At 57.8% G+C, this 26763-nt stretch carries 26 protein-coding genes and 4 tRNA genes; 19 read left to right on the top strand and 11 right to left on the bottom strand.

Going from position 1 to position 26763, the window contains the following annotated elements:
* Nucleotides 1-47: 47 nt before the first annotated feature.
* The 6 genes from AACY52_RS19450 to mgtE all read left to right on the top strand — a co-directional run bounded on the left by AACY52_RS19450 (nt 48) and on the right by mgtE (nt 3924).
* Complete coding sequence (locus AACY52_RS19450) at nt 48-1289, top strand: aspartate kinase (RefSeq protein WP_049711891.1); 1242 nt, start codon at nt 48-50, stop codon at nt 1287-1289.
* Between the two features lie 174 nt (nt 1290-1463).
* Entirely contained in the window at nt 1464-1652 is a 189-nt protein-coding gene (gene csrA / locus AACY52_RS19455) for a carbon storage regulator CsrA (protein ID WP_003175645.1), read from the top strand.
* Nucleotides 1653-1714: 62 nt separating this feature from the next.
* A tRNA-Ser gene (locus AACY52_RS19460) sits at nt 1715-1805 on the top strand.
* Between the two features lie 108 nt (nt 1806-1913).
* Nucleotides 1914-1990, top strand: a tRNA-Arg gene (locus AACY52_RS19465).
* A 72-nt stretch (nt 1991-2062) separates the two neighbouring features.
* Nucleotides 2063-2139: transfer RNA gene (locus tag AACY52_RS19470), tRNA-Arg, on the top strand.
* Between the two features lie 339 nt (nt 2140-2478).
* Nucleotides 2479-3924 carry a magnesium transporter gene (gene mgtE / locus AACY52_RS19475; RefSeq protein WP_339420757.1) on the top strand — a complete coding sequence of 482 codons (1446 nt, stop codon included), beginning with the start codon at nt 2479-2481 and terminating at the stop codon, nt 3922-3924.
* Nucleotides 3925-4061: 137 nt separating this feature from the next.
* On the opposite strand, the gene AACY52_RS19480 is transcribed toward mgtE, so the two are convergent.
* From AACY52_RS19480 to AACY52_RS19490, 3 genes are all read right to left on the bottom strand, one after another.
* Entirely contained in the window at nt 4062-4388 is a 327-nt protein-coding gene (locus AACY52_RS19480) for an Arc family DNA-binding protein (protein WP_003175643.1), read from the bottom strand.
* A 377-nt stretch (nt 4389-4765) separates the two neighbouring features.
* The gene (locus tag AACY52_RS19485; protein ID WP_339420755.1) at nt 4766-4945 is read right to left on the bottom strand and encodes a PA3371 family protein; all 180 of its coding nucleotides are present in this window, start codon (nt 4943-4945) and stop codon (nt 4766-4768) included.
* Between the two features lie 11 nt (nt 4946-4956).
* Nucleotides 4957-5184, bottom strand: a complete 228-nt coding sequence (locus AACY52_RS19490; protein WP_339439428.1) for a hypothetical protein — start codon at nt 5182-5184, stop codon at nt 4957-4959.
* A 325-nt stretch (nt 5185-5509) separates the two neighbouring features.
* On the opposite strand from AACY52_RS19490, the gene AACY52_RS19495 reads away from it, so the two are divergent.
* Nucleotides 5510-5586 (top strand) — tRNA-Arg (locus tag AACY52_RS19495).
* A gap of 96 nt (nt 5587-5682) precedes the next feature.
* Here AACY52_RS19495 and AACY52_RS19500 read toward each other — a convergent pair.
* Nucleotides 5683-7701 carry a TonB-dependent receptor gene (locus AACY52_RS19500; RefSeq protein WP_339560718.1) on the bottom strand — a complete coding sequence of 673 codons (2019 nt, stop codon included), beginning with the start codon at nt 7699-7701 and terminating at the stop codon, nt 5683-5685.
* Nucleotides 7702-7872: 171 nt separating this feature from the next.
* Nucleotides 7873-8262 carry a DUF2946 domain-containing protein gene (locus AACY52_RS19505; RefSeq protein ID WP_339420752.1) on the bottom strand — a complete coding sequence of 130 codons (390 nt, stop codon included), beginning with the start codon at nt 8260-8262 and terminating at the stop codon, nt 7873-7875.
* A gap of 196 nt (nt 8263-8458) precedes the next feature.
* Between AACY52_RS19505 and AACY52_RS19510 the strand changes: the two genes are divergently transcribed.
* Together AACY52_RS19510 and AACY52_RS19515 are read left to right on the top strand one after the other, a co-directional pair.
* Nucleotides 8459-8926 carry a hypothetical protein gene (locus AACY52_RS19510; RefSeq protein ID WP_339457278.1) on the top strand — a complete coding sequence of 156 codons (468 nt, stop codon included), beginning with the start codon at nt 8459-8461 and terminating at the stop codon, nt 8924-8926.
* Nucleotides 8927-9172: 246 nt separating this feature from the next.
* Nucleotides 9173-10558 (top strand): MFS transporter, encoded by a 1386-nt coding sequence (locus tag AACY52_RS19515; protein WP_339420749.1) that lies wholly within the window; start codon nt 9173-9175, stop codon nt 10556-10558.
* 59 nt (nt 10559-10617) lie between these two features.
* Here the strand turns inward: AACY52_RS19515 and AACY52_RS19520 are convergent, their stop codons facing one another.
* The 4 genes from AACY52_RS19520 to flgA all read right to left on the bottom strand — a co-directional run bounded on the left by AACY52_RS19520 (nt 10618) and on the right by flgA (nt 13208).
* Nucleotides 10618-11367, bottom strand: coding sequence for a flagellar regulator YcgR PilZN domain-containing protein (locus AACY52_RS19520; RefSeq protein WP_339439430.1), 750 nt, complete (start codon nt 11365-11367; stop codon nt 10618-10620).
* A gap of 96 nt (nt 11368-11463) precedes the next feature.
* Nucleotides 11464-11934 carry a flagellar protein FlgN gene (locus AACY52_RS19525; RefSeq protein ID WP_339420747.1) on the bottom strand — a complete coding sequence of 157 codons (471 nt, stop codon included), beginning with the start codon at nt 11932-11934 and terminating at the stop codon, nt 11464-11466.
* Between the two features lie 48 nt (nt 11935-11982).
* The gene (flgM, locus tag AACY52_RS19530) at nt 11983-12297 is read right to left on the bottom strand and encodes a flagellar biosynthesis anti-sigma factor FlgM (RefSeq protein WP_339420746.1); all 315 of its coding nucleotides are present in this window, start codon (nt 12295-12297) and stop codon (nt 11983-11985) included.
* Nucleotides 12298-12437: 140 nt separating this feature from the next.
* Nucleotides 12438-13208, bottom strand: a complete 771-nt coding sequence (flgA, locus tag AACY52_RS19535; RefSeq protein WP_339420745.1) for a flagellar basal body P-ring formation chaperone FlgA — start codon at nt 13206-13208, stop codon at nt 12438-12440.
* Between the two features lie 81 nt (nt 13209-13289).
* Here flgA and AACY52_RS19540 point away from each other — a divergent pair, with 81 nt between their 5' ends.
* The 7 genes from AACY52_RS19540 (at nt 13290) to AACY52_RS19570 (ending at nt 19515) form a co-directional block, all read left to right on the top strand.
* Complete coding sequence (locus tag AACY52_RS19540; protein WP_339420744.1) at nt 13290-14222, top strand: chemotaxis protein CheV; 933 nt, start codon at nt 13290-13292, stop codon at nt 14220-14222.
* A 43-nt stretch (nt 14223-14265) separates the two neighbouring features.
* Nucleotides 14266-15093 carry a protein-glutamate O-methyltransferase CheR gene (gene cheR, locus AACY52_RS19545; RefSeq protein ID WP_339420743.1) on the top strand — a complete coding sequence of 276 codons (828 nt, stop codon included), beginning with the start codon at nt 14266-14268 and terminating at the stop codon, nt 15091-15093.
* 242 nt (nt 15094-15335) lie between these two features.
* Nucleotides 15336-15743, top strand: a complete 408-nt coding sequence (gene flgB, locus AACY52_RS19550) for a flagellar basal body rod protein FlgB (RefSeq protein ID WP_010208346.1) — start codon at nt 15336-15338, stop codon at nt 15741-15743.
* 3 nt (nt 15744-15746) lie between these two features.
* Nucleotides 15747-16190: a flagellar basal body rod protein FlgC gene (gene flgC / locus AACY52_RS19555; RefSeq protein ID WP_065873987.1), complete on the top strand. Its 444-nt coding sequence runs from the start codon at nt 15747-15749 to the stop codon at nt 16188-16190.
* Nucleotides 16191-16206: 16 nt separating this feature from the next.
* Nucleotides 16207-16932 carry a flagellar hook assembly protein FlgD gene (gene flgD / locus AACY52_RS19560; RefSeq protein WP_339420741.1) on the top strand — a complete coding sequence of 242 codons (726 nt, stop codon included), beginning with the start codon at nt 16207-16209 and terminating at the stop codon, nt 16930-16932.
* A 31-nt stretch (nt 16933-16963) separates the two neighbouring features.
* Nucleotides 16964-18268: a flagellar hook protein FlgE gene (flgE, locus tag AACY52_RS19565; protein ID WP_339420740.1), complete on the top strand. Its 1305-nt coding sequence runs from the start codon at nt 16964-16966 to the stop codon at nt 18266-18268.
* Between the two features lie 179 nt (nt 18269-18447).
* Nucleotides 18448-19515: a hypothetical protein gene (locus tag AACY52_RS19570; protein ID WP_370467922.1), complete on the top strand. Its 1068-nt coding sequence runs from the start codon at nt 18448-18450 to the stop codon at nt 19513-19515.
* A gap of 88 nt (nt 19516-19603) precedes the next feature.
* On the opposite strand, the gene AACY52_RS19575 is transcribed toward AACY52_RS19570, so the two are convergent.
* Nucleotides 19604-22501, bottom strand: a complete 2898-nt coding sequence (locus tag AACY52_RS19575; RefSeq protein WP_339420882.1) for a ribonucleoside-diphosphate reductase subunit alpha — start codon at nt 22499-22501, stop codon at nt 19604-19606.
* A gap of 726 nt (nt 22502-23227) precedes the next feature.
* Between AACY52_RS19575 and AACY52_RS19580 the strand changes: the two genes are divergently transcribed.
* The gene (locus tag AACY52_RS19580; RefSeq protein WP_339420884.1) at nt 23228-23953 is read left to right on the top strand and encodes a response regulator; all 726 of its coding nucleotides are present in this window, start codon (nt 23228-23230) and stop codon (nt 23951-23953) included.
* The gene (locus AACY52_RS19585; protein WP_339437446.1) at nt 23950-25560 is read left to right on the top strand and encodes an ATP-binding protein; all 1611 of its coding nucleotides are present in this window, start codon (nt 23950-23952) and stop codon (nt 25558-25560) included. Before AACY52_RS19580 ends, AACY52_RS19585 begins: the two co-directional genes overlap by 4 nt.
* A gap of 36 nt (nt 25561-25596) precedes the next feature.
* Here the strand turns inward: AACY52_RS19585 and AACY52_RS19590 are convergent, their stop codons facing one another.
* A complete protein-coding gene (locus AACY52_RS19590) occupies nt 25597-26313 on the bottom strand; it encodes a 4'-phosphopantetheinyl transferase superfamily protein (protein ID WP_339420888.1) in 717 nt (238 codons plus the stop codon).
* Between the two features lie 136 nt (nt 26314-26449).
* On the opposite strand from AACY52_RS19590, the gene AACY52_RS19595 reads away from it, so the two are divergent.
* Entirely contained in the window at nt 26450-26758 is a 309-nt protein-coding gene (locus AACY52_RS19595) for a hypothetical protein (protein WP_339437447.1), read from the top strand.
* Nucleotides 26759-26763: the final 5 nt, after the last annotated feature.

Here is a 26763-nt window from a genome sequence, read left to right on the forward strand (position 1 = left end):
CTGGTTGATTTATCAGGCGCCCCTTTACGGGCTGAGGCGGCTTAGAAATGGCTTTGATCGTACAGAAATTTGGAGGCACCTCGGTCGGCTCTGTCGAAAGAATCGAGCAGGTGGCCGACAAGGTTAAGAAATTCCGCGATGCTGGCGACGACCTGGTGGTGGTGCTGTCGGCCATGAGCGGCGAGACCAATCGCCTGATCGATCTGGCCAAGGCAATCAGTGGTGATCAACAGCCGCTCCCGCGTGAGCTGGATGTGATCGTGTCCACCGGCGAGCAGGTGACCATCGCCTTGCTGGCCATGGCGCTGAATAAGCGCGGTGTGCCGGCGGTGTCCTACACTGGCAGCCAGGTGCGTATCCTCACTGACAGCGCGCATACCAAGGCGCGCATCCTGCAAATTGATGATCAGAAAATTCGCACTGATCTAAAAGCCGGCCGCGTGGTAGTTGTAGCGGGCTTCCAGGGTGTGGATGAGCAGGGCAATATCACCACCCTCGGGCGTGGCGGTTCAGATACCACCGGCGTGGCGCTGGCGGCGGCGCTCAAGGCCGATGAATGTCAGATTTACACCGATGTGGATGGCGTCTATACCACCGATCCGCGTGTAGTGTCCGTGGCTCAGCGCCTGGATAAGATCACCTTTGAAGAGATGCTGGAAATGGCCAGCCTTGGTTCCAAGGTGTTGCAGATCCGCGCGGTGGAGTTTGCCGGCAAGTACAACGTTCCGCTGCGCGTATTGCACAGCTTCAAAGAGGGTCCGGGCACCCTCATTACTATTGATGAAGAGGAATCCATGGAACAGCCAATCATTTCCGGTATCGCTTTCAACCGTGATGAAGCCAAGCTGACCATCCGTGGCGTGCCAGACACCCCGGGCGTGGCGTTCAAAATCCTGGGCCCTATCAGCGGCGCGAACATCGAAGTCGACATGATCGTGCAGAACGTATCGCACGATAACACCACCGATTTCACCTTCACCGTGCACCGCAACGAGTACGATGCGGCGGAGCGGATCCTGCAGAACACTGCGAAGGAAATCAGTGCCCGCGAAGTGATCGGCGACACCAAGATTGCCAAGGTGTCGATCGTGGGTGTGGGCATGCGTTCGCATGCCGGCGTTGCCAGCCGTATGTTTGAGGCCCTGGCCAAGGAAAGCATCAATATCCAGATGATCTCTACCTCGGAAATCAAGGTTTCGGTGGTGATCGAAGAGAAGTACCTGGAACTGGCTGTACGTGCGCTGCATACCGCTTTTGAGCTGGACGCTCCGGCCCGACAGGGCGAGTGATGCAGTGCCAGAAAGGCGCGGTTTACCGCGCCTTTCATTTTTTTGTAGGGCGCATGTTCTTTTGCGTGGGCTCGACAATACTTAGGTGGTAGAGCTACGGCTTTTAGGTTGTAGGTCGAATGCCTTTTTTTTGCAGACTGTTGTTCCTGAACTGAAATGCGTGAGGAGAAAGGTATGTTGATTCTGACTCGTCGTTGCGCAGAAAGCCTGATTATCGGTGATGGCGAAATCACCGTGACCGTGCTTGGCGTCAAAGGCAATCAAGTACGTATCGGGGTTAACGCTCCGAAAGAGGTAGCGGTGCACCGCGAGGAAATCTACCTGCGGATCAAGAAAGAGAAGGACGAAGAACCAAGCCTTTAATTTTTATCGTTTTTTATGTTTGCAAACGGGGATGAACGTGGTTAATATACGCCCCGTGTTGCGGAGAGCTGGCCGAGTGGCCGAAGGCGCTCCCCTGCTAAGGGAGTACACCTCAAAAGGGTGTCGGGGGTTCGAATCCCCCGTTCTCCGCCATTATTTGCTTAGTACGTTGCAATCTGGTTTTTTCGGTAAGTTGTTGAAGTTACTCGAAAAAATAGCTTTACATAGAGATTGAACGGCCTATAATGCGCGGCAACAAATGCACTCGTAGCTCAGCTGGATAGAGTACTCGGCTACGAACCGAGCGGTCACAGGTTCGAATCCTGTCGAGTGCACCAATTAAGAGTCAGTTGCAGCAATGCAGGTGATTCGGTTGCAACCAGTTGTGATCTGGTCTAAAAACACAATCTGCACTCGTAGCTCAGCTGGATAGAGTACTCGGCTACGAACCGAGCGGTCACAGGTTCGAATCCTGTCGAGTGCACCATACAAACAAAAAGCCCGCCTAGTGCGGGCTTTTTGCCGTCTGGAGTTTGTGTAGGATTTTTTCTTTTTCGCTTCTCTCATGTGTTTTCCTTCCACACTGCGTCGTCGCAGTTCATAGATGCAGCCAATGCTTAGCGTTGGCTCGCAAGCGCTTGTTCTTTCCAGTTTTTTAACGTTTAAAGTGGCCGGGCGGTGTATCATTGCGCCCGTCAGCCCCGCCGGGGCTTGTGGAATACCTCCATGGACTTACCCAGTAGTTACTCAGTACCCCGTTTTACCAATCATGAATTGACTGATTGATCCTTCCGGCGTGCCCCGCTGCTGGGAGTGGAGTTCGCCTATGACCGAAGTAGAAGTAAAGAAAAAAACACAAGACAGCCTGCAGGATCGCTTGGCTCAAGTCATTGAGCTGCTGCAGCGCCAGCGCGTGGTCGAAGACCTTACGCACCGCCAGGATGGCCCGAATAACGACTTGGTCGAAAACCTTGTCCACCGGCAAAACCTCGTCGAGCTGCAACGCAAGCTCGATGACCTGCACTCCGCCGACGTCGCCTATATTCTCGAAGCCCTTCCGCTGGATGACCGACTGGCCCTTTGGCAATTGGTCAAGGCTGATCGTGACGGCGACATCCTGCTCGAAGTATCCGACTCAGTCCGTGAAACCCTGATCGCCGACATGGACGATCATGAGCTCCTGGCTGCGGCCAGGGAGATGGACGCCGATGAGCTGGCTGACCTTGCCCCCGAGCTGCCACGTGATGTTGTCCATGAGCTGATGGAGGCGCTGGACACGCAACAGCGCGAGCGCGTGCGCTCTGCGTTGTCTTACGATGAGGATCAAGTCGGCGCGCTGATGGACTTCGAGATGGTCACCATCCGCGAAGACGTCAGCCTGGAAGTGGTCCTGCGCTACCTGCGCCGGCTGAAAGAGCTGCCTGGCCACACCGACAAGCTGTTCGTGGTCGACTACGAAGGCATTCTCAAGGGTGTACTGCCGATCAAGCGTCTGCTGGTCAATGATCCGGACAAGATGGTTGCGGATTTAATGGCCAGCGATACGGTGAGTTTTCACCCAGATGAAGATGCCTACGACGCGGCGCAAGCATTCGAACGTTATGACTTGATCTCGGCGCCGGTGGTCGACAAGAACGGCAAATTGATTGGCCGTTTGACCATCGATGAGATCGTCGACCTGATTCGTGAAGAGAGTGAAACTGAAGTCCTCAACATGGCGGGTTTGCGTGAAGAGGAAGATATCTTTGCGTCGGTCTGGCGTTCGCTGCGTAACCGCTGGGCCTGGCTGGCGGTCAATCTGGTTACCGCCTTTATTGCCTCGCGTGTGATCGGCTTGTTCGAAGGCTCCATTGAGAAGCTGGTAGCCCTGGCGGCATTGATGCCGATTGTGGCTGGTATTGGTGGCAACTCCGGCAACCAGACGATCACGATGATCGTGCGCGCGATGGCGCTGGACCAAGTGAGTACGGCTAACTCATCGCGTCTGTTGCGCAAAGAGCTGGCCGTGGGCCTGATCAACGGGTTGGTGTGGGGTGGGGTGATCGGTGTGGTGGCCTACTTGCTATATGGCAGTTGGTCGCTCGGCGTGGTGATGACTGCTGCCATGACCCTCAACCTGCTGTTGGCGGCCCTGATGGGGGTGTCGATCCCCATGACCCTGGCGCGTCTTGGGCGGGACCCGGCGATGGGTGCCAGCGTGATGATCACAGCCATGACCGACAGTGGTGGCTTCTTTATCTTCCTGGGCTTGGCAACAATTTTCCTGCTCTGATCCCTTTCGGCGGGGGCAAGTCTGCCCCCTAACGAGCTCCCCGCGTAGCACCAGCACATCAAAAATGTGTGGATGCCTATACAAATTCCAGGCAAAAAAAAGCCAGCACATGGCTGGCTTTGGCTTTCAGCTGCAAATCAATTGGCTTCTGCGGCCGCCTCAACGTCGTGCGCGATGAGCGAGACGAGAGCATTTTGCTGGCGGTGGGAAAGCTGGCGAAAACGCTGCAGCAGTTCGCGTTCGTGCAGCGACAGCTCGGGGCTGTCCAGACGCATGCTCAACTCGTCGCCCAGCGCACCTTCCTGAATGAGGCTTTGTTCCAGGCGCGCGATGATTTCGGAGTTCATGCTGCGGTGATGATTGCGAGCCACCTCGGCAATGCGTTCACGCATTCCGTCTGGCAGACGTACGACGAACTTGTCAGCCGTACGGCTGGAATAAATTGCCTGTTTCAATGGGCGCATATATTTAACCGGTTAGTTCAGGGGAGCGGTTTTTGGAATTGGCCGCAAGATGAATGTTAAGACAAGACTCACGACCAAAGTTCAACCCGAATTGCAAAGAGGCCGCATCATGCCTCAGATTTGCCAGTTCCTTGGCGTCAATTCTGTGACAAATATTGAACTGACTAAAGGCTTTATGCCAGCACTCATTTGTTTTTTTGCGGACTGGTTTGAAAAATCTTCTACGGGTGATTCCGCGAGGGAACTTCCCATAACTCCAGACCAGCACAGGGCTTGAGGCCGAACATCCTACAGCAAGGTGGCACTTTGCGATTAGTTTTAAGAATAGTGGCAATCTGCCGATTAGCCAGAACAAGGCGACGTAAGGTAGGAGGGGATCAGCGCAGGACAGGGTCGAACTTGATACGACGACCGACAATGAGGGAGATCAACAACAGGCTGGCAAACACACCGGTGGCAATAAATGCGGTGGTTTGGCCGTCTTGCGATTCGGCGCCCAAGCCCACAGCGCCGGTGAAGGCGGTCAGGCACAAAAACAGCCAGGCAGATTTGGTCATTTACGATTTCCTTAGAAAACCCAGTGTTCAGATGCAGGTGCAGCCTGGGTGCCTTCGGTCAGGCGTACCAGCGATTGCGCGTTGGGCGTCATTACCGCCAGTTGCGGCCGCTGTTGCAGGTGATGCGGGACAGCCTGACTGATCTGCGCAGGATCGTCAGCGCCAGTCGATTGAAAATGGAATGTTGCTAATGCAGCCAAGGCTACGGTGTTGAGGGCTAACAGAAGGGCACTGTTCATGGTCATGTTCTCCGCTTAACGCCGTGGCCTGTTGGGTTTGTAGGAGAAGTATTGCAGGTCTCGTGCCAATCCATTAATCCAATAAAATCAATGGTTTAAGTGTACTTTAAAGGTGCGAAAGGTTGCAATTTGCAATGATGGCATTTTGAGGGAGTGCATTTTGCACGATGGCGGCAAGTGCCCGGATTTACGGGGCGAAACTGCGATCAGCCGCGCAGGGATCGGCCTACACTCAAAAAGCCGACGGACGACATGACAAAACCCACCTCGGCCGTTAACATGCACGCCGTCCGTCGCCGTGCCCTTGGCCAGACGACTGTCATTTGTCCCAGTAGCTCAATTGGATAGAGCATCCCCCTCCTAAGGGGAAGGTTGGCCGTTCGAACCGGCCCTGGGACACCATCTACCTCAAGGCTTTCAGCTACCCTCCCTCTGCTCGGTACGGCATCTCCGTGCCCCGGGCTGCGCAGCCCATATTGACCTGCGCAATGCCCCCGCTCAGAAGTCCACAGTTACGCCGGTGTAAAGCGCGCGCCCATCACCTGGAGAATGCAGGGATGCCTGTGCACCATCCGGGTCGTACCAGACGTATTCATAGTATCGGTCTGTAAGGTTTTTCAGTTGTAGGTCGACGCTGACGGACTGCGTCACCTTGTAGGTTGCACCCAGGTTAACCAGCACGTAGCCGCCATAGGTTCCTTTGGTGTTTTCCCGCTCCAGATAATAGTGAGTCTGGCCGTTCATCCAGGCGGTGAGCTGTAAGGCAGGTGTCACGTCATAGCTTATGCCTGCGTTGTAAAGGTGATGCGGGATGTGATCGATTTCCTGACCTTTGCTGTTAGGCAGCGTTGCGCTCGGCCGGAGTATTTTCGAGTACTGCCACGAGTACGCCATCCAAATTTCGGTGCGGTCGTCAGGGTGCAGGTTCATTTGCAAGTCATAGCCCCACCGCCGGGTTTCACCAACGTTATCGGACTCGCCGCTCGGGTCATTAAGCCTGCGACTGACTTCCCCAGAGGCCTCTTGCTGCCAATAGGCGACTCGCCCATCGACCCAGTCAGCCGGCGTGAACTTGATGCCCGTTTCCCAACCTTCGTTGATCGAAGGTGCCAGGTCAGTATCCCGGGGCGGAATTTTATAGGCCGCCGCTCCCGTGCCTACCTGAAAGGTGCGCCCCCAGTTTGCGTAAACGCTGGCGACCTCCCATGGGGAATAGACAACGCTGATCTTCGGCTGCTTGATCAGTCCGTAATCGTTGATGTCGAAGTCGGCGCCGGTCATTTCGTTGGTGAAGTCACCCTGGATCTTGTCGACCCGGTAGGCCGGTACGATCTTCAGTGACTCGAAAGGTTTGATCTCGGCTTGGATATAAGCGCCGTAGGTGTCGAAGTCGAACTGTTGATTGCGAGTGGTCGCCAGGCGTGCACGGTCTTTGGTGCGATAGCGTTCGCTCTTGTTTTGCTGTTGTTGTACATCTGCACCACCTTCCAGGGCAAAATCGTATAGCCCGCTGACGTCCGGGCGCCAGGTCAATGACGTGAGGGCGCCGTATTGAGTCTCGTAGGTGTCGCGCTCCTGCTGCGAGCTTGTTTGCCAGTATTGCGTCCAGCGCCTGTCATCGAAGGTGTTGACGTAAGTCTTGGCTGACCAGGCGAGCGTATCAGCCAGGTCGGTATCGAAATGCAGGCTGACCTGGTTCATGCGCCGGGTGCCTTTATCCGTGGCATTGAAACGGTTGGTCATCTCGGGGTGATGACGTGCATCGTCCTCAGCCAGATAGCCCGGCTCCAGAGCCTCGGTTTCGTAGTGACGTGCGATCAGGCCGATGCGGTAGCTGGCATCGTCGGGCGTATAGAACCATTTGCCTGACATTGAGAACTTGTCGGCTTCGGCATGATCCCGGTAGCCCTCGGACTTCTGATAGGCGAAGAAATAGTTTTGAGTCCAGTTGCTGCTTTCAATGCCTTTGGCGAGTTGGGCCTCCTGGGTATTGAAGCTGCCATAACGAAGCCGCGCTTTTGTGTAGTCGCCACCCGTGCGGGTCAGCATATTGACGTTGCCGGCGATGTTATTCAGGCCATAACGCGCATCGCTGGTGCCACGCACCACCTCGATGCTGTCCAGCTCCATGGGAAAAATCATGTCCATGTACGGCATGTTGCCGTCGTTGCTATTGCTTGGGATTCCGTCGATCAGCAATTTGACCGCATTCACTTCCCCTTCGCCGTTGAAGCCTCGCAAGGAGATCTTGCCGGAGGTGGTGCCTTGGTTGAACTCCGTAAGCATCACTCCCGGGGCGCGGCTGAACAGTTCCCAGCTGTAATTGACGGGCATCTTTTCGAGGATATCTGCCCCCAGGATATCTACCGAGCTGAGGACGGTGCTGGTGCTCAATGGGCCGCTGGGCGCCGCTTGAACATTTACTGTGCCGAGGGTCAACGTTGAGTCTTCCACCTTGGTGACGTCAGCCAACGCGGAGCACAAGGGGCTTAGTGCGAATAAACCAGCGGACATCATCGGCCACAGGGGACGGGGCACAGGCAAACGCTTTGCGTGACGCAAAGGCAATGGAGCAGGCATAGCACGCACTTCCTGATGATCAAGAAACTTTAAGGGCGTTCAGCGTCCTTCGCGGGCCGCTAAAAGGATTTAAAGAGAGCTGCACCGGACAATGTCGCGGTGTTGTGATCAGGCGAGGGGGGAGGCGCGTGGACTGAGGCTGGGCCAACGAATCCTTGGGTGCCGGGTTGGCAACTCTGGATTTTCGAGGGAGGTATCGGGTGTGTACTGCGGCAGAAAATGCCGGTAGTAGTTGGAGGGTAATGCGGCCAGTCCGGCGTGGCCACAACAGCAGTCACCGTGTTGCATGACCGATTTCGACTGAGGTACCTGTAAGGCATCGATCACTTTGCTGAATGCTTGAGGCAACGCGCTCGAGTTTCCACCCGAACAGAACCCGCCCCAGAGCATCAGGCGCGTGTCGGGCGTCTGCATCGCACGGCTCAAGGGCATGGCGAACAGGTTCAGCAAGACCGCCAGGCAGGCGATCCAGGGGCTGATGCGCTTCAACGAACCCATAAATGAAATCGCCGTAAAGGGGCCACTATTTAGCCCGCTTTAACGGATGAAGTAAATTTTTCCAGGGTGCGCTATTTTGCCACAGGTGCTACACCTTTGCGGGCGCGTGATGGTAATCAGGGGCATTATCGCTGCCTATTCACGGCACCCGCCACATCCGTTTGATCAAGTGACAGCAGGGAGTAGGCGACCTTTGATGGATATTCAATTTTGCGGTAATGGCACGCGTGATAACCCGTCTATAGGTACATGCGATGAATACCGCGTGAGCGGCATTACCAGCATCGATGATCTGACCGGGGCTTATCGTAAGCTGGCTGACAGCCACCCTGGTTTTAAGCCCTTATTCTCGCTTGATGATCTGTCCCAGGCCCGTTACACCTCAGGGCATGCGCGCAATAATCTGGGGATGGGCGACGCATCGGCGCAGGACATCATCGGGTTGCCTCCAGCGTGCTTCGAGATGGGTGAATACATCGGTTATCCGACGACTTCATTCGTGCTGAGCCGCCCGATATATCCTTGGCTGACCGCGTTGCGAAGGATTTTTGTGCGCTCTACAACACTGACGATGAAAGCCTGCCAGCACGGGTCCGTGCAGTCACAGAGGCGATCTCAGGTCGCACGCACCAGTGGTTGCGTTACGTGGAGTGACGCTTTGTGAAAGCCATAAGCCCTGACGGCCGAGCATTTTCGATACTTTGTCGAACCTTGTCGGTGTTCAGGGTTCTCAGCACGTGCGCGGTGTATTTATCTCAACTTATGTACCTTGCAAGCGGTCGGGCAGCGTCTGAGCTATTACGCACAATAATCCCCGGAAACAGCGAATGTTGCCTGTCCGGACCCGGCCACCCCGGACTATCATGCCGATAGTCCTACCTCTCACCGCAAGGAGCCGCTCGGAACGCCGATGCGCCAAATCTGGAAATCTTTTCGAGCCCTTTATTTCGCCTCTTTGATGATGCTGATCGGCTCCGGCTTGCTCAGTACCTACCTGGCGTTGCGCCTGGCGGCGGACCATGTCGACAGCCTGTGGGTGGGTGCGCTGATGGCGGCCAACTATTTTGGCCTGGTGCTGGGAGGCAAGATCGGGCACCGCCTGATTGCCCGGGTCGGGCATATCCGCGCCTATGCCACCTGTGCTGGGATTGTCGGCGCAGCGGTGTTGGGCCATGGCCTGGTCGACTGGCTGCCGGCCTGGATTGTGCTGCGGATCATCGTAGGCCTGGGGATGATGTGCCAGTACATGGTGATCGAAAGCTGGCTCAATGAGCAGGCCGACGTCAAGCAGCGTGGGGTGGTGTTCAGCGGTTACATGATTGCGTCCTACCTGGGCCTGGTGCTCGGTCAACTGATCCTGGTCATGCACCCCCAGCTTGGCCTTGAATTGCTGATGCTGGTCGCGCTGTGTTTTGCCCTGTGCCTGGTGCCGGTGGCCATGACCCAGCGTATTCACCCGGCACCGCTGCATCCGGCGCCGATGGAGCCGCGCTTCTTTATCAAGCGCGTGCCACAGTCACTGAGTACTGTGCTGGGGTCGGGCTTGATTGTCGGTTCTTTCTACGGTCTGGCGCCGCTCTATGCGTCGCAGCAAGGGCTCAGCACCGAGCAGGTCGGCTTGTTCATGGGTAGCTGCATTTTTGCCGGCCTGCTGGTGCAATGGCCGCTTGGCTGGTTATCGGATCGGTATGACCGGGCGCTGCTGATCCGCTGTTTTGCCTTGTGCCTCGCGGTGGCGGCGTTGCCGCTGGCCATCATGTCCAAAGTCCCCCTGGAAGTGCTGTTTGTCGCTGGGTTCTTGTGCTCGCTGGTGCAGTTTTGCCTGTACCCGTTGGCCGTGGCGTTTTCCAATGACCACGTCGAAGGTGATCGTCGGGTCTCCCTGACAGCGATGCTGCTGGTGACCTACGGTGTCGGCGCCAGCATCGGGCCTTTGTTGGCGGGCGTGGTGATGAAGCTCTTTGGCAGTCAGATGCTGTACGCGTTCTTCAGTCTGTGCGCGGTGATCCTGGTATGGCGCATCCGCCCGAAAGCCGTGACCAACCTGCACCAAGTGGAAGATGCGCCACTGCATCACGTGGCGATGCCTGACAGTATGTCCAGCTCACCGCTGGTCGCTGCCCTGGACCCGCGGGTTGATGAGCAGGTGGTGCAAGAGCAGATGCAAAACACCGTTCCCGACCCGGAGCCGGAGACCGAGCCGCAACCACCGACGGATGAGCCGCCCTTTGAGGGGCCGCCGGAGCCGCTGGGGCCCGAAGAGCATCCGCATGACTTGAGCAGGGCGCGTCCCTGAAAGCAAAAACGGGCAGATCCCTCAAGGATCTGCCCGTTTTTTATGGCGGTTGTTAAGCCTTAAAAATCGTCGTCTTTGTCGAAGCGCCGTGCTTCACGTTGGAGCTGGTATACAAAACGCTCGACCTGACGCTGCACCAAACCACTCATGTTATGGAAGCGCACGCCGGCGAAGGTGGTGTTGATCCTTTCTTCGAAATGCAGATAACGCAGTTCGACCGAGGTGGTCATGCTGCCAAAGGGCAGTGCCGCGATAAACCGATCGTAGACCTGGCCCAGTTGCAAGCGCTCGGAAATGTCGCCTTCAAAACGCAGTTTGCAGCCGGTAGCGGAAATATCCAGCAACTTACCGTTGACCGGCGCCTGGAGTTTCTCGCCGCCCAATTCGATGTTGATCAGTTGCGCCAACTTCAACGCGGCGCGAAAGGCATTGCGCCGTTGATGGTAGACCACCTCGTCAGGCAGGCCGCCGGTGTAAATACGGTGGCCGTCCTTTTCGCTTACGGTAAGCGTACCGTTGCTTTCCCATGCCATACGCACACCGTCATGGAAACCTTCAATGCGGAACGGTTCGCCATTTTCGAGGTGGCGTTCACCGTCGCGGGGGATCATTTCATCCAGGGCGAGGGTACCGCCGTCCCGATTGACGTCCACCAAGTAGCTCTGGAAGCGTTGGCTGCGTTCATGGAAGGTGATGATCAGCGGGTCATGGCTTTCTTGCAGCATCCGCAAGGTGCTGGCGATTTCCAGAGGGGTGGTGAGGACCTTGGGTGGCTGCGGGGCATCTTCCGCATTAAGGGCGTTGAACACGGTTCTTCCATCTCCAGACAAAATACGACTACACGCAAGAGCAGGCATTCTGCCAGTATGTTGCGCGCCTTGGATAGGCCGCGCTGTAAACGGGCGTCAGGCTTGGCTGCGGGTGCTTGGCTTGACCAGGCGCGAGGTGGAGCCTTGCGCGTTATATAGCGCCGGAGGCTCACCGCCGTGAAGTATACGCAACTGGTTGGCGGTCGTAGCTTGCTGAAGCTGGATCGACTGACCGTTGAGCCGGTTGGCTTCCTGGCACAAGGAGAGCAATTGATTGAGTTCTTTGCTCTGGGCCAGTAATTGGTCGCCGACCGAGGAGTGGCTGGCCAGCTGCGCCAGGCCGTCCTGGTCGGCGGGCAGGCCCAGGCTGATGAGGATCTGACTGCGTTTTTTGCCGTGCTGTTCCAGCAGGACAATCAACGACTGTTTGCGCGCCAGAATTTCTTCCAGCAAGGGCATATCGCGGCCGTAGAGGGCCAGGGATTCCTCCCTGAGCAGCTCGAGCAGCTGTTGCGTCGGCGCTAGATCATCAATGATCAGCTGAAGCAGATTTTCGTCGTGATGCATGGCTGGCCTTGGGTTTTAAGCGTCCAAAAGCCCGGCGCAGGCCTTTGCCTAGCGCTCGGCTTCGAAGTTAAGCAGCTTGCTGGCTACACGGTTGCTGTCGACTTTATAGCTGCCATCGGCGATTGCCTGTTTCAATTCAGCCACACGGGCTTTATTGACCACCGGTTGATCGCGCAGCGAGTCAGTGACCTTCTGCAACTGTTGAGCCTCATTGCTCAGGTGTACGGATTCCCCGCTCTGGCTGACGCTGGCCTGTTCTGCCTTGGCTGGCAGAGGCTGGGCCTTGGCTTCCACGCTTTCCTTGGAACGCGTAGTGCCTGCCGTTGATGGGGCGTTATTCAAACGACTGAAATCGATGACCATGATAAAAAACCTCTGGGTATTTGGACGCTTGCCATGTTTTCGGCAATACCCGGATTAACTTTAGGCGCGAATGACAATAAATCTCCGCACGGAACATCTCGTGCACAGTGTAGAAAAAGCCAGCGTCCACTACCAGCAATCTATAAAGCGACCTCGACTTGCCCCGGCGCCGTTACCCTGGCCTTGATTACCCGGTTGGAATTGAGGTTCTTGACGCGTATCTGTTCGCTCATACCGCCGTTGGACAAGGCTTCCCCCGGCATTTTTACCTGCAGTGCACCACTGCTGGCGGAAATGACCACCTGTTCGCCTTTGCGAATCACCTCTGCCTGCTCAAGATGCACCAGCGTGATCACCTGGTCAGTGACCACTGGTCGGGTCAATTTCTGCCCGATGGCCTGATCGAGGGACGTCAGGTAGCCCTGACTGATCATGCTGATGTCGCGCTCGCGCAACACAACGTCCTCGAAACCGATGATGCCGGTGCGTTTGAGTGGGCGGGCCACCACCACCACATCGCGAAACAACTTGACCTGGGCCGGCACGAACACGGTCCAGGGCGAGGCGCCGTCGCAGCGAACCTTGACCGTCACGCGGCCGATGGGCTGTGCCGGGCTTTCCAGGGTGGCTGTCAATTCCTTGTCGCACATTGGCATGCGCAAACGCGGGTCCAACTGGTTGACCTGGATTTCATAACGCCCTGGCGTCTGGGTGGTCGCCAGATAATCTTCTACAGTGAACTCAAGAAAGCCTTGAGTGACGCCGATAAGTAGATCAGGCAGGGTGACGTTATCTGCGCGGGCTGTGGCGCTCAGGCCCAAGGCGAGGGCGAGTATCGCCAGCGGTGTGCAGAACAATCTGCAAAACCGTGTAGGGTTGGAGCGTCGGGAAACCGTCGTTTTAATGTCCATAATCAATAAATAGCAAAGCTCGTGCCGTTTAGCGTTGGGTGCGCGTCGCACCCTCAAAGGTTTTAGCGTAGGAGTCTGGGCATGGCAGGAGTAATGGATTCAGTAAACCAGCGCACACAGCTGGTAGGGCAGAATCGCCTGGAGTTGTTGCTTTTTCGCTTGGATGGCAAACAGCTGTATGGCATCAACGTGTTCAAGGTGCGGGAAGTGCTGCAATGCCCCAAGCTGACGATCATGCCCAAGTCCAGCCCGGTGGTGTGCGGCGTTGCCAATATCCGTGGCGCGACGATCCCGATTCTTGATCTGGCCCTGGCCACCAGTTCTGCAGGTTTGCAGGATCGCCAGAATCCATTCGTGATCATCACCGAGTACAACACCAAGACCCAGGGTTTCCTGGTGCGCTCGGTGGAACGCATCGTCAACATGAATTGGGAGGAGATCCATCCGCCGCCCAAGGGCACGGGTCGCGATCATTACCTCACGGCAGTGACGCGGGTAGATAACCAGTTGGTCGAAATCATCGACGTGGAAAAAATCCTCGCCGAAGTGGCACCCACCTCGGAATCGATTTCCGTGGGTGTGGTGGACGCTGAAACTGCGCACAAGGCAGTCTCCCTGCGCGTGTTGACGGTGGACGACTCTTCTGTGGCACGTAAACAGGTGACCCGTTGCCTGCAAACCGTCGGCGTGGAAGTGGTGGCTCTGAACGATGGTCGCCAGGCGTTGGACTACCTGCGCAAGCTGGTGGATGACGGCAAGAAGCCAGAAGAAGAATTCTTGATGATGATCTCCGACATCGAGATGCCGGAAATGGACGGCTATACCCTCACGGCCGAGATACGCAACGATCCACGCATGCAAAAATTACATATCATCCTGCATACTTCGTTGTCGGGTGTATTCAACCAGGCAATGGTCAAGAAGGTCGGTGCCGATGACTTCCTGGCCAAATTCCGCCCCGATGACCTGGCATCCCGGGTCGTCGAGCGGATCAAAGCAGCAGATCACGGCTAGGGGCTTTTTCCCTGGCGATCACACGATTTAAGAGGCGGTATCAGTGTCTACAGGTAATTTGGATTTTGAACAGTTCCGGGTCTTCCTGGAAAAGGCCTGTGGCATATTGCTTGGTGAAAACAAGCAGTATCTGGTATCCAGCCGTCTCAACAAACTGATGGAGCAGCAGGGCATCAAGTCGTTGGGTGAGCTGGTCCAGCGCATCCAGGGGCAGCCGCGCAGCGGGCTCAAGGAAATGGTGGTCGATGCCATGACCACCAACGAAACCCTGTGGTTTCGCGACACCTACCCCTTTGAAGTGCTCAAGAGCAAAGTGCTGCCGGAGGCCATCAAGGCCAGCCCGGGCCAGCGCCTGCGCATCTGGTCGGCGGCGTGCTCCTCGGGGCAGGAGCCGTACTCGATCTCGATGTCCATCGATGAGTTCGAGCGGACCAACATGGGCCAGTTGAAGGCCGGGGCGCAAATCGTGGCCACCGACCTGTCCGGCACCATGCTCACCAACTGCAAGACCGGCGAGTACGACAGCCTTGCCCTGGGCCGTGGCTTGTCCCCGGAGCGCCTGCAGCGTTACTTCGACTCCAAAGGGGCGGGACGCTGGGCAATCAAGGCGCCGATCAAGAGCCGCGTCGAGTTTCGCTCGTTCAACCTGCTCGACAGCTACGCCAGCCTGGGCAAGTTCGACATGGTGTTCTGCCGCAACGTGTTGATCTATTTCTCCGCTGAAGTGAAGAAGGACATCCTGCTGCGCATCCACGGTACGCTCAAGCGGGGCGGCTATCTGTTCCTCGGTGCATCCGAAGCGCTGAACGGTTTGCCGGATCATTACCAGATGGTGCAGTGCAGCCCGGGGATCATCTACCAGGCTAAATAGTACGCAAATCTAAAGGTGGGAGCGGGCAAGCCCGCTCCCACTTTTTTTTGTGGCAATTCTCCCAATAGCGGCAACCCTCCATTGCCGCTTTACTGGCGCCACGCGGAAACCCCTTGCCGCTTTTCTGGCATTGCCGCCGGCAACCGCCTCGCAAACCCTTGATATACGGGCCTGCGCAAGATTGGCATGCACCTTGCTATAGCTCTGTTAACGAAAAGCAGGTCAGCCTAAAGGTTTCCGCCATGAGCATCAGCTTCGATAAAGCGCTCGGTATCCACGAACAAGCCCTGGGCTTCCGCGCCCAGCGTGCCGAAGTCCTGGCCAACAACATTGCCAACGCCGACACCCCGAACTACAAGGCTCGGGATCTGGACTTCTCCGCCGTGCTCGCCGCACAGCAGGACAAGACCAAAAACGGCACCTTCGCCTTGAACATGACCAACAGCCGTCATATTGAAGCGCAAGGCCTGAGCAATGGTGACGAGTCGTTGCTGTATCGCACGCCGATGCAGCCGTCGATCGACCAGAACACCGTCGACGCCCAGCTGGAGCAATCGGCCTATGCCGAGAACTCGGTGAACTTTCAAGCCAGCTTCACCCTGCTTAACAGCAAATTCAAAGGGCTGATGTCAGCCCTGCGTGGAGAGTAAGCCATGTCCCTGTCCAGTGTTTTCAATATTGCCGGCAGTGGCATGAGCGCGCAGACCACGCGTTTGAACACCGTCGCCAGTAACATCGCCAACGCCGAGACCGTGTCTTCGAGCATTGACCAGACCTACCGTGCCCGTCACCCGGTGTTCGCCACCATGTTCCAGGGTGGCCAGGCTGGCGGCAGCGATTCGCTGTTCCAGGACCAGGGTAATGCCGGTTCTGGCGTCCAGGTGCTTGGTGTGGTCGAAGACCAGAGCAACCTTGAAGCCCGCTACGAACCCAACCATCCCGCCGCGAACGAAAAGGGTTATGTCTACTACCCCAACGTCAACGTGGTTGAGGAAATGGCCGACATGATTTCCGCCAGCCGTTCGTTCCAGACCAATGCGGAAATGATGAACACCGCCAAAACCATGATGCAGAAGGTCCTGACCCTGGGTCAGTGATAAGGGGCGCCAAATAATGGCCATCGTTGATACGAGTAACAACACGGCAGTCCAGGACCTTTTCAACTCCAAGGTCAAGGCCGCGACAGACAACAGCAGCGTCGGTGATGCAGCCAAGACGGCGACGGGCAGCCAGTCGCTGGGCAAGGATGCGTTCCTGCAACTGCTGGTGACCCAACTGAAAAACCAGGACCCGTTGTCGCCGCAAGACAACGGCGCGTTCGTGGCCCAGTTGGCGCAGTTCAGCAGCCTGGAAGGCATCAACACCCTGAACGACTCGGTGAACAACATCTCGAGCAACTTCAGCTCGTCGCAAGCTTTGCAGGCGTCGTCGCTGGTAGGGCGTTCGATCATCACCCAGACCGACAAGGCGCTGGTGGACACCAGCAAGAGCATGACCGGTTCAGTTGCAGTGACTGCGGCGACAGGCAACGTCGCCATAAAGATCACCGACAAAGACGGCAACGTGGTGCGCACTATTGATACGGGCGCCCAGAGTGCAGGCAACTCCGACTTTATCTGGGATGGCAAGAACGACAAGGGTGAGGTCGCCCCAGCGGGCACTTACACCTTCGCGGCCACTACCAAGAATGACAACGGCGACGCGGTTGCCTTGGCAACTTCGCTGCCGGCAACGGTAACCAGCGTGACGTTGAGCAAGACCGGCGGCGAAATGCTGCTGAACCTTGCAGGCGGCATGGGCAGCGTCAGGCTGTCGCAAATCCAGACTATCGGTACATAGAGCCGGCTAACTACGGCAGAGGGAGAGAAACATGTCTTTTAATATCGGCCTTAGCGGCCTCTATGCGGCCAACAAACAACTGGACGTGACCGGCAACAACATCGCCAACGTCGCGACCACTGGCTTCAAGTCGTCCCGTGCGGAGTTCGCGGACATCTACGCGGCCTCCAAGCTGGGCACCGGCCAGAACAGCATCGGCAACGGCGTGAACCTGGCGGCTGTGTCCCAGCAGTTCACCCAGGGTGACGTCAACAACAGCGGCGGCGTGCTGGACATGGCGATTCAGGGCGGTGGCTTCTTCGTTCAGAAGGGCAGCGACGGCTCGCTGGAGTACACCCGCAGCGGTGCCTTCCGTGCCGACAAAGACGGCTATATCACCAACAATACCGGCACTTCGCGCTTGCAAGGCTACGCCGCGGACGCGGACGGCCAAATCGTCAAGGGCGGCTTGACCGACCTGCAACTGAACCTGTCGTACCTGCCACCCAAGGCGTCCACCAAGGTGGATTCCACCAGTAACCTGAACTCGTCGTCGCCGGTGATCGATCAGGTTACCAAGCTGTTTGATCCTACTGATACGAGCACCTTTACCACCCAGAACAGCACCACGTTGTATGACGCCCAGGGTAACTCCCACGAAATGGTGCAGTACATGGTGAAATCGGACGCCAACGAGTGGAAGGCTTACACGTTGATCGACGGCCGTAACCTGGATGGCTCTAAGCCTACAACCACCGGCGCCACCGCCCCCGTGCCGGCGACCTATACCTTTGACGGTGCCGGTAAGCTTCTGGGGGTCACCGGTACAGGTGTGGTCGGCACGACCCTGACACTCACGGGTTGGGTCCCGGGTACGGTGACCAACGGTACATGGGCGCCAAACAACGCTACAGCGCCGGATATTGCCGTCAATCTGGGCAATGTCACCCAGTACAACTCGGCCAGTTACCGCAACCCGCCGACCACCGATGGTTACGCTACCGGGCAGATCACCGGCCTGAAAATCGACGGCAGCGGCGTACTGTTCGCCACGTTCAGCAACCAGCAGAGCAAGGCCATCGGCCAGATTTCCCTGGCCAGCTTCAACAACGAACAAGGTTTGCAGCCGTCGGGCGGCACCACTTGGAGAGAGACCTTCGCCTCGGGTCAACCGGGTTACGACACTCCGCAATCCGGTACCCTGGGTTCGATCGTGGCCAACTCCCTGGAGAACTCCAACGTCAACCTGACCAACGAGTTGGTGGACCTGATCAAGGCCCAGAGCAACTACCAGGCGAACGCCAAGACCATCTCCACCCAGAGCACCATTATGCAGACCATCATTCAGATGACGTGATGCAGTCGTGCTCCATAAGAAGCCCCTCGTAAGAGGGGCTTTTTTGTGGGCGTAAGAAAAATACCTGCGACCACTAGGGTTACGCGCTGAATCGTTTGGTGGGGAACGTCCAGTCCCCGTCTTGCCACTGATCGGATCAGAGCCCCAGAGGCTCACCAATCATTGGGAGGGCGCGGGATATGTGGAGTTCTGGGATTTTCGGGCCAGGTGCCGGACGCGCAGTTTCTGTACCCGGTGCAGCGCCAGGGAGGGCAACACCGGTTGCGCCGGTTGCCGAAGTGACCGCGATCAAGACGCTGCTCAGCGAACTGTTTGATGCACAGCAAACAGGTAAGACCCAAACGGTTCAGGACACACGCGATAAGTTGAACAAGCTGCGTGAGCAGCTGGGTGATGCAACATTCAAGGACATCCTTAACAAGCTGATCGATCAGGCTGATCAGCAGTTTCTTGAATTTCTCAAGCGGCTGCTGAAGGCGCTATTTCCCGAGAATGAGGATGTTGCTCCGCCTCCGCCTTCACCGGGAGGAGGTGGCGGCGGCGGTGGACGCAGGGTCAATCCACGGGATTTCGGCGGCAGCGAACCCATGACCAACAAGCCATTCACTGAGGGTGCGCGCCACTTCGACTACAAACCTGACCACAGTAACCCTGGCAAGAAACCGGGCGTAGGCAGGGGGGACGGCAATATCTGGAGTGGTTTCAAGCAAGGTCCGGATGGAAACTGTGTCACCGTTTCAGCCATAAAGGCATCAATGATGCAGTTTGGCCAGAAGCCCACGGACGTCTTCAAGGACGTCAAAGGAGTGGGAGATGGCTACGACGTAAAGATGCGGGATGGGTTCGAGCTGCATTTATCCAAGGCCGAATTGAAGCAGGCAGCGAGGTATGCACAGTTCCAGGGTGATGATCCGACCATGATGGCCGATGCTAACTTCATGTACGCGGCGAGTGCCAAGCGAGCGCAGATGGAGGGTAATGGGTTCGATGATGACAAAAATGTCGCAAAGCAGAGTCTTGCTCATGCGATGCAAAGTTTGAACAATGGAGAAATGGGCTGGGAAGCGCTGGATAGGCTTGGCTTGAAAGGTTTGTACAGGAACTCTTCGAGTTCTGAACTTGCAAGCGGCAAGTTGGGTGTCGTTGATTATGGTGGTCATTCGATGGCCGTGATAGGCGGCAGCATCGAGCTATGGGGGCAGCGGGGCCAGGCGCCACGGCCCGGTAACGCGTATGCGTTTAAATGACCGCCAATAAAAAACCGATAACCCCAGCGAGTACAGAGGTTATCGGTTTCATTCAATCCCGGGCGTTTCAGCCTGGGATTGGCTTAGCTTATTGGCAAGCTTCGCAATCCGGCTCGTCAATCGCACAAGCCTTTGGCACCGGGGCCGGACCGGCTGGAGCGGCGAGTACCGAGTCATCACCGTGGTTGCCGCCGCTGGAAACTGCGTTCAGCTTGCCGGTGTTGATGGTCGACTTCTCGGTGCTGGTCGCGGCCAGGGCACGGAGGTAGTAAGTGGTTTTCAGGCCACGGTACCACGCCATGCGGTAGGTCACGTCCAGCTTCTTGCCCGAAGCGCCGGCGATGTACAGGTTCAGGGACTGCGCCTGGTCGATCCACTTCTGGCGACGGCTGGCGGCGTCAACGATCCACTTGGTGTCCACTTCGAAGGCAGTCGCGTAGAGCTCTTTGAGTTCTTGCGGGATGCGCTCGATCTGCTGCACGGAACCGTCGTAGTACTTCAGGTCGTTGATCATGACCGAGTCCCACAGACCGCGGGCTTTCAGGTCGCGAACCAGGTACGGGTTGATCACGGTGAATTCGCCGGACAGGTTCGATTTCACATACAGGTTCTGGTAGGTCGGTTCGATCGACTGCGATACGCCAGTGATGTTGGCGATGGTGGCGGTCGGAGCGATGGCCATGATGTTGGAGTTACGAATGCCCTTCTGCACACGGGCACGTACCGGCGCCCAGTCCAGGGATTCTTCCAGGTCAACGTCGATGTACTTCTGGCCACGTTGCTCGATCAGGATCTGTTGAGAATCCAGCGGCAGGATGCCTTTGGACCACAGCGAACCCTGGAACGTCTCGTAGGCGCCGCGCTCGTCAGCCAAGTCGCAGGAAGCCTGGATCGCGTAGTAGCTGACCGCTTCCATGGACTTGTCGGCGAATTCGACCGCTGCATCCGAACCGTAAGGAATGTGCTGCAGGTACAGCGCGTCCTGGAAGCCCATGATGCCCAGGCCGACCGGACGGTGCTTGAAGTTGGAATTCTGCGCCTGTGGCACCGAGTAGTAGTTGATGTCGATCACGTTATCGAGCATACGGACGGCGGTGTTGACGGTGCGTTCCAGCTTGGCGGTGTCCAGCTTGCCGTTGACGATGTGATTCGGCAGGTTGATCGAGCCCAGGTTGCAAACGGCGATCTCGTCCTTGTTGGTGTTCAAGGTGATCTCGGTGCACAGGTTCGAGCTGTGGACCACGCCCACGTGTTGCTGCGGGCTGCGCAGGTTGCACGGGTCTTTGAAGGTCAGCCATGGGTGGCCGGTTTCAAACAGCATCGACAGCATTTTACGCCATAGGTCTTTGGCCTGGATGGTCTTGAACAGCTTGATCTTGCCAGGGTACTGGGACAGCGCTTCGTAGTACTCGTAGCGCTCTTCGAAGGCCTTGCCGGTCAGGTCGTGCAGGTCCGGAACTTCGGAGGGCGAGAACAGGGTCCACTGGCCGTCATCGAAGACTCGCTTCATGAACAGGTCAGGGATCCAGTTGGCGGTGTTCATGTCGTGGGTACGACGACGGTCATCACCCGTGTTCTTGCGTAGCTCGATGAACTCCTCAATGTCCATGTGCCAGGTTTCCAGGTAGGCACACACCGCGCCTTTGCGCTTGCCGCCCTGGTTGACCGCTACGGCGGTGTCGTTCACAACTTTGAGGAACGGCACAACGCCCTGGGACTTGCCGTTGGTGCCCTTGATGTACGAACCCAAGGCACGTACTGGCGTCCAGTCGTTGCCCAGGCCGCCAGCGAATTTGGACAGCATGGCGTTGTCGTGGATCGCGTGGTAGATGCCCGACAGGTCATCCGGCACGGTGGTCAGGTAGCAGCTAGACAGCTGTGGACGCAGGGTGCCGGCGTTGAACAGGGTCGGGGTCGACGACATGTAGTCAAAGGACGACAACAGGTTGTAGAACTCGATGGCACGGTCTTCTTTGTGCTTCTCTTCAATCGCCAGGCCCATGGCCACGCGCATGAAGAACACTTGCGGCAGTTCGAAGCGGATACCGTCCTTGTGGATGAAGTAACGGTCGTAAAGGGTTTGCAGGCCCAGGTACGTGAACTGCTGGTCGCGCTCGTGGTTGATTGCCTTGCCGAGTTTTTCCAGGTCGAAAGTGGCCAGGATCGGGTTCAGCAATTCGAATTCGATACCCTTGGCGATGTAGGCCGGCAGGGCCTTGGCGTACAGGTCGGCCATTTCGTGGTGGGTAGCGCTGTCGGCGACACCGAGGAAGCCCAGGCCTTCGGCACGCAGGGTGTCCATCAGCAGGCGCGCGGTCACGAACGAGTAGTTCGGCTCACGTTCAACCAGGGTACGGGCGGTCATTACCAAGGCGGTATTGACGTCGGTCAGGGCCACGCCGTCGTACAGGTTCTTCAGGGTTTCGCGCTGGATCAGGTCACCGTCGACTTCTTCGAGGCCTTCGCAGGCCTCGGTGATGATGGTGTTCAGGCGACCCAGGTCCAGCGGTGCAAAGGTACCGTCGGCCAGGGTGATGCGGATCGATGGGTGCGCTTGAACGGCGGCTTCGTCGGCCGGAGTGCGCACGGCACGTTCCTTGGCACGCGAATCACGGTAGATCACGTAGTCACGGGCAACTTTTTGCTCGCCGGCACGCATCAGGGCCAGTTCGACCTGGTCCTGGATTTCTTCGATGTGGATGGTGCCGCCCGAGGGCATGCGACGCTTGAAGGTCGCGGTGACTTGTTCGGTCAGGCGGGCAACGGTGTCGTGGATGCGCGACGAAGCGGCAGCGGTGCCGCCCTCAACTGCAAGAAACGCTTTGGTGATCGCGACGGTGATTTTGTCATCGGTGTAAGGAACGACAGTGCCGTTACGCTTGATCACGCGCAATTGGCCAGGTGCAGTGGCGGACAGATCCAGGTTCGAATCAGCGGCCTGCGGCACGGAGCCCTGCGGGTTCTCGCGAGTTGTGTCGGTTTGCATGGGGGGGTGTCTCCACATTCTATATTTATTTGGGCACCATCTCGGTGCCCACCGTTCCGTCCTGAAGCACTTACAGCAGGCCTGGGCCTGGCATAACAACTTCGGGACAGGAGGAAGGGAGCTATACGCGCCGCTTCCATGCCGAAGTCTTCGGATCGGGGCTGAAAAGCCCTTGGCCGTATTCCTGGTGGGTGACAGTTGCCAGGTTCAGGCACTGCAACACCCGTACCGTTTTCCGCTGTATGAGCTTGAAAACGGCTGCCATCCGCGTGCGCGGTTTGGGCTTTCAAAAAATGCGTGGGTTCAACCAAGCGAGTGCAAGAAAGGGCTTGAGTTTCTTGTCTGATCTGTGTTTGGTTTTTTCGCTCAAAACGCTACATGTAGGGTTTTTTTAGCGCCGGGCTACAAGATAATGCGTTTTGGGGGTCTTAGCAACGCACTACCTGTGGATAACGTTGTGGGTAAAATGTGTATGAAACGTGGAGCACCCGTGTAGGCCGCATTGCTGCTGGATTCGGCCGTTTGTCACCGGATATTCCAAGATAAAAACAGCGGGTTGGATTTTTGAGGGCGCGAACCCTATCACAAAAAAACGCGATCACCGAATGGATTTCCCAACTTGTGTTTGGGGGTTGGGGCATGGCTACAATCGGCCATTGTTATGCCCTTAAAACATGACAAACAGGGTATGGCCAACGCAGTTTCTAATAACAACGAGGACCACCCGTGGAGCAAGAAGCCTGGCAAATACTGATCGTCGAGGACGACCAGCGACTGGCCGAACTGACCCGTGAGTATCTGGAGAGCAATGGCCTGCGGGTGTCAGTGGAAGGCGATGGCGCCCAGGCGGCCGCGCGTATCATCGCCGAGCAACCGAACCTGGTGATTCTGGACCTGATGCTGCCCGGCGAAGACGGCCTGAGCATCTGCCGCAAGGTGCGCGAGCGCTATGACGGCGTGATCCTGATGCTCACCGCGCGCACCGACGACATGGACCAGGTGATGGGCCTGGACATGGGCGCCGATGACTACGTGTGCAAACCCGTGCGCCCGCGTCTGTTGCTGGCACGCATCCAGGCCCTGCTGCGGCGCAGCGAACCGGCGGAACCGCCTGCGGTAGAGAATCAGCGCCGCCTGCAATTCGGCCGTTTGGTGGTGGACAATGCCCTGCGCGAGGCCTGGTTGAGTAATGACGGTATCGAGCTGACCAGTGCCGAATTCGACCTGCTCTGGCTGCTGGTGGCGAATGCCGGTCGCATCCTGTCCCGCGAAGAAATCTTCATCGCCTTGCGTGGTATCGGCTACGACGGCCAGGACCGTTCGATTGATGTGCGCATCTCGCGCATCCGCCCGAAAATCGGCGACGACCCGATCCACCCACGTCTGATCAAGACCGTCCGCAGCAAAGGCTATTTGTTCGTCCCCGAAGCCGCCGCCGACATGCCGCTGTGAATTCGATCTTCCTGCGTATCTACGGCGGCATGTGCGCAGCGCTGATTCTGGTGGCGCTGCTCGGCGTACTGGCCCTGCACCTGCTCAACGAGGTGCGCAGCGGCCAGTACCGCGAGCGCCTGGCCCATGGCACCTTTGCCTTGATGGGCGACAACCTGCAGCCCATGAGTCCCATCGAGCGCCAACGCGCCCTGGCGGTGTGGGAGCGTTTGCTGGGGATCCCGCTGGAATTGCGCCCCCTGGCCGATGCGCACTTGGACTTGAGCCAGCGCAACAGCCTGCAACGTGGCCAAGTGCTGGTGCAACAGACTGGGCCTCACGCCGCGCGGGTGCTGCGATTGGTCAGTGCCCAGGAACCTCTCGTGCTGGAGGGGGAGGTGCAGCAGATCAGTGAGCAACTGGCGCGCGCGACGATCTACCTGCTCGCCGACGAACTGGTGCGCTTCCCGGTGGCCGAACAGCCGCAGCGCCTGGCAGACATAAAAGAAGCCAAGGGTTTTGGCTTCGACATGCACTTGATGACCCTCGACCAGGCTGATATGGACGAAGACCAACGCCGTCGCGTATCGGAAGGCGATACAGTGATGGCCCTGGGCAAGGGCGGCGATTCGATCCGCGTGTTTGCCGGCATGGTTGGCACGCCGTGGGTGTTGGAGCTCGGCCCCCTGTATCAGATGAACCCTTATCCGGCGCACTGGCTGATCTTGATCGCCTTGATCGGCCTGACCCTGATCGGTCTGATCGTCTATCTATTGGTGCGTCAGCTTGAACGTCGCTTGCGCGGCCTGGAAGCCGCCGCCACACGCATTGCCAAGGGCAACCTGGAAGTCCGCGTGCCGGCCCGTGGCGCTGACTCGGTGGGGCGCCTCGCTGCAGCGTTCAACGGCATGGCCGAGCACTTGCAGCAGTTGCTGGCGATCCAGCGTGAACTGGTGCGTGCGGTGTCCCACGAACTGCGCACGCCCGTGGCGCGTCTGCGTTTCGGCCTGGAGATGGTCGGCAATGCCACCACCCCTGAGGCACGGCGCAAATACCTGGAGGGCATGGACAGCGACATCCAGGACCTCGATGGCCTGGTCGATGAAATGCTCACTTATGCGCGTCTGGAACAGGGCTCGCCGGAGCTGAATTTCCAGCGGGTCGACCTCAATGCGCTGCTCGATCAGGTGATCGGCGAATTATCGCCACTGCGCCCGCAGATCAACGTGGCGCGGGGTATCTGCCTGTCTTCGACGCATTGGGATGACGCCTGGGTCGACGCCGAGCCGCGTTATTTGCACCGTGCCCTGCAGAACCTGGTGAGCAACGCCATGCGCCACGCCCAAGGCCGCGTGCTGATCAGTTATCAGGTGGGCCAGGTGCGCTGCCGCGTCGACGTGGAAGACGACGGCCCTGGCGTGCCGGAAAGCGCTTGGGAGCGCATCTTCACGCCGTTCTTGCGCCTGGACGACAGCCGCACTCGCGCCTCGGGTGGGCATGGCCTGGGCTTATCGATTGTGCGTCGGATTATCTACTGGCACGGCGGCCGGGCGTTGATCAGCAAGAGCAACAATTTAGGAGGGGCGTGCTTCAGTCTGAGTTGGCCCAGGGATCAAGAGAAACCCTGATGCCGCCTTCGCGGGCTGGCTCGCGAAAGCGATCGATCAGGCGCTGATAGCCACCAGGCTCAACAACTGCCCATCGGTCACCGCAAACTGCCCCACCAACGCCTTGCCATGGCACCACTCACTGGAAAGATCCGTCAGCAACCGTAGCCGCAGTTGGCCCGACTCGGACCACTCCAGCAACTCCGCATGCTCAAAATAAAAACGCTTCTGCACAATAGGATAGAGCGCCTTGAACAGGCTCTCCTTGGCGGAAAACGTCAGCGTCACCAGCAATGCGACCTGCTCTCGCGGGAGGGCGGCCATACGCCGCATTTCATCGGCAGTCAGGATTTCCCCGGCCAGCCGTTCAGCCCGCTCCAGCGTCAGCACATTCTCCAGGTCCATCCCAAGCCCGCGCCATTGTGCCGTGTGCGCGGCAATCGCAGCGGCATGCCCGGTGCTGTGGGTGATGGAGCCACAGATGTGCGCGGGCCACACCGGTGCGCGGTCTTCACCGATGGCCGGCACGCAATCGAAGTGATCGAGCTGTTGCAGTGCCGCGCGGGCGCACAGCCGGCCGGCCAGGAACTCGGCCTGACGCTTGGCCACTGAACGCTGGATGCTCGCGGGGGGCGGCACGGCACTGCGCTGGAAGTCGCCTGGCGCTAATAAGGCTGGGTCAAACCGGGTGCTGAAAAACACCGTGCCCGGCAAGGGATCGGGCAGCGGCCAATGGGCGTCGAGCGGAGTGCAGCAAGCGGGTAGGGAATTCATGGGCGGTATTTTGCCGAGTTGATGGGCAACAGGATAGCCCGCTGCGGTTCAGGTGCGGTTCAGAGCCTGTTCAGGGGGAGTTCAGGGGCGCCTGCGTAGTCTGGTCCTACAGCCAAAACGCGTGGAGGTAAGCACCATGAGTGCGATCAAAAAGCTGATGTTGGCGTTAACCATGCTCAGTGCCACTGCAGGGGCCCAGGCCGCCGATGGTGCCTTTGCCGCATTCGGCAAAGAAAAGACCCGAAAAACCAGCACTTTGATTCAGCGTGTCAGCGTCGAAGACGCTGGCAGCCAACCTACGCCTTGGGGCCAGTCCCTTGGCCTTGTAACCCCGCAGCCGGCCTACCGCGCTGGCTATGAACACCTGACCGGTCAGTTCAATGGTATTAAACTGCGCCCGCAAGATCTGCAGGGCCGCTATGATATCCCTCTGTCGGACAGTTGATTTGC

Source organism: Pseudomonas sp. EA_65y_Pfl1_P113, assembly GCF_963970525.1.
Lineage (GTDB): Bacteria > Pseudomonadota > Gammaproteobacteria > Pseudomonadales > Pseudomonadaceae > Aquipseudomonas > Aquipseudomonas tritici.

What these genes read in the sequence shown, in the direction of transcription:
- AACY52_RS19450 (WP_049711891.1), top strand. Translation starts at nt 48, where the DNA reads ATGGCTTTGATCGTACAGAAATTTGGAGGCACCTCGGTCGGCTCTGTC.
- csrA (WP_003175645.1), top strand. Translation starts at nt 1,464, where the DNA reads ATGTTGATTCTGACTCGTCGTTGCGCAGAAAGCCTGATTATCGGTGAT.
- mgtE (WP_339420757.1), top strand. Translation starts at nt 2,479, where the DNA reads ATGACCGAAGTAGAAGTAAAGAAAAAAACACAAGACAGCCTGCAGGAT.
- AACY52_RS19480 (WP_003175643.1), bottom strand. Translation starts at nt 4,388, where the DNA reads ATGCGCCCATTGAAACAGGCAATTTATTCCAGCCGTACGGCTGACAAG.
- AACY52_RS19485 (WP_339420755.1), bottom strand. Translation starts at nt 4,945, where the DNA reads ATGACCAAATCTGCCTGGCTGTTTTTGTGCCTGACCGCCTTCACCGGC.
- AACY52_RS19490 (WP_339439428.1), bottom strand. Translation starts at nt 5,184, where the DNA reads ATGAACAGTGCCCTTCTGTTAGCCCTCAACACCGTAGCCTTGGCTGCA.
- AACY52_RS19500 (WP_339560718.1), bottom strand. Translation starts at nt 7,701, where the DNA reads ATGATGTCCGCTGGTTTATTCGCACTAAGCCCCTTGTGCTCCGCGTTG.
- AACY52_RS19505 (WP_339420752.1), bottom strand. Translation starts at nt 8,262, where the DNA reads ATGGGTTCGTTGAAGCGCATCAGCCCCTGGATCGCCTGCCTGGCGGTC.
- AACY52_RS19510 (WP_339457278.1), top strand. Translation starts at nt 8,459, where the DNA reads ATGGATATTCAATTTTGCGGTAATGGCACGCGTGATAACCCGTCTATA.
- AACY52_RS19515 (WP_339420749.1), top strand. Translation starts at nt 9,173, where the DNA reads ATGCGCCAAATCTGGAAATCTTTTCGAGCCCTTTATTTCGCCTCTTTG.
- AACY52_RS19525 (WP_339420747.1), bottom strand. Translation starts at nt 11,934, where the DNA reads ATGCATCACGACGAAAATCTGCTTCAGCTGATCATTGATGATCTAGCG.
- flgM (WP_339420746.1), bottom strand. Translation starts at nt 12,297, where the DNA reads ATGGTCATCGATTTCAGTCGTTTGAATAACGCCCCATCAACGGCAGGC.
- flgA (WP_339420745.1), bottom strand. Translation starts at nt 13,208, where the DNA reads ATGGACATTAAAACGACGGTTTCCCGACGCTCCAACCCTACACGGTTT.
- AACY52_RS19540 (WP_339420744.1), top strand. Translation starts at nt 13,290, where the DNA reads ATGGCAGGAGTAATGGATTCAGTAAACCAGCGCACACAGCTGGTAGGG.
- flgB (WP_010208346.1), top strand. Translation starts at nt 15,336, where the DNA reads ATGAGCATCAGCTTCGATAAAGCGCTCGGTATCCACGAACAAGCCCTG.
- flgC (WP_065873987.1), top strand. Translation starts at nt 15,747, where the DNA reads ATGTCCCTGTCCAGTGTTTTCAATATTGCCGGCAGTGGCATGAGCGCG.
- flgD (WP_339420741.1), top strand. Translation starts at nt 16,207, where the DNA reads ATGGCCATCGTTGATACGAGTAACAACACGGCAGTCCAGGACCTTTTC.
- flgE (WP_339420740.1), top strand. Translation starts at nt 16,964, where the DNA reads ATGTCTTTTAATATCGGCCTTAGCGGCCTCTATGCGGCCAACAAACAA.
- AACY52_RS19570 (WP_370467922.1), top strand. Translation starts at nt 18,448, where the DNA reads ATGTGGAGTTCTGGGATTTTCGGGCCAGGTGCCGGACGCGCAGTTTCT.
- AACY52_RS19575 (WP_339420882.1), bottom strand. Translation starts at nt 22,501, where the DNA reads ATGCAAACCGACACAACTCGCGAGAACCCGCAGGGCTCCGTGCCGCAG.
- AACY52_RS19590 (WP_339420888.1), bottom strand. Translation starts at nt 26,313, where the DNA reads ATGAATTCCCTACCCGCTTGCTGCACTCCGCTCGACGCCCATTGGCCG.
- AACY52_RS19595 (WP_339437447.1), top strand. Translation starts at nt 26,450, where the DNA reads ATGAGTGCGATCAAAAAGCTGATGTTGGCGTTAACCATGCTCAGTGCC.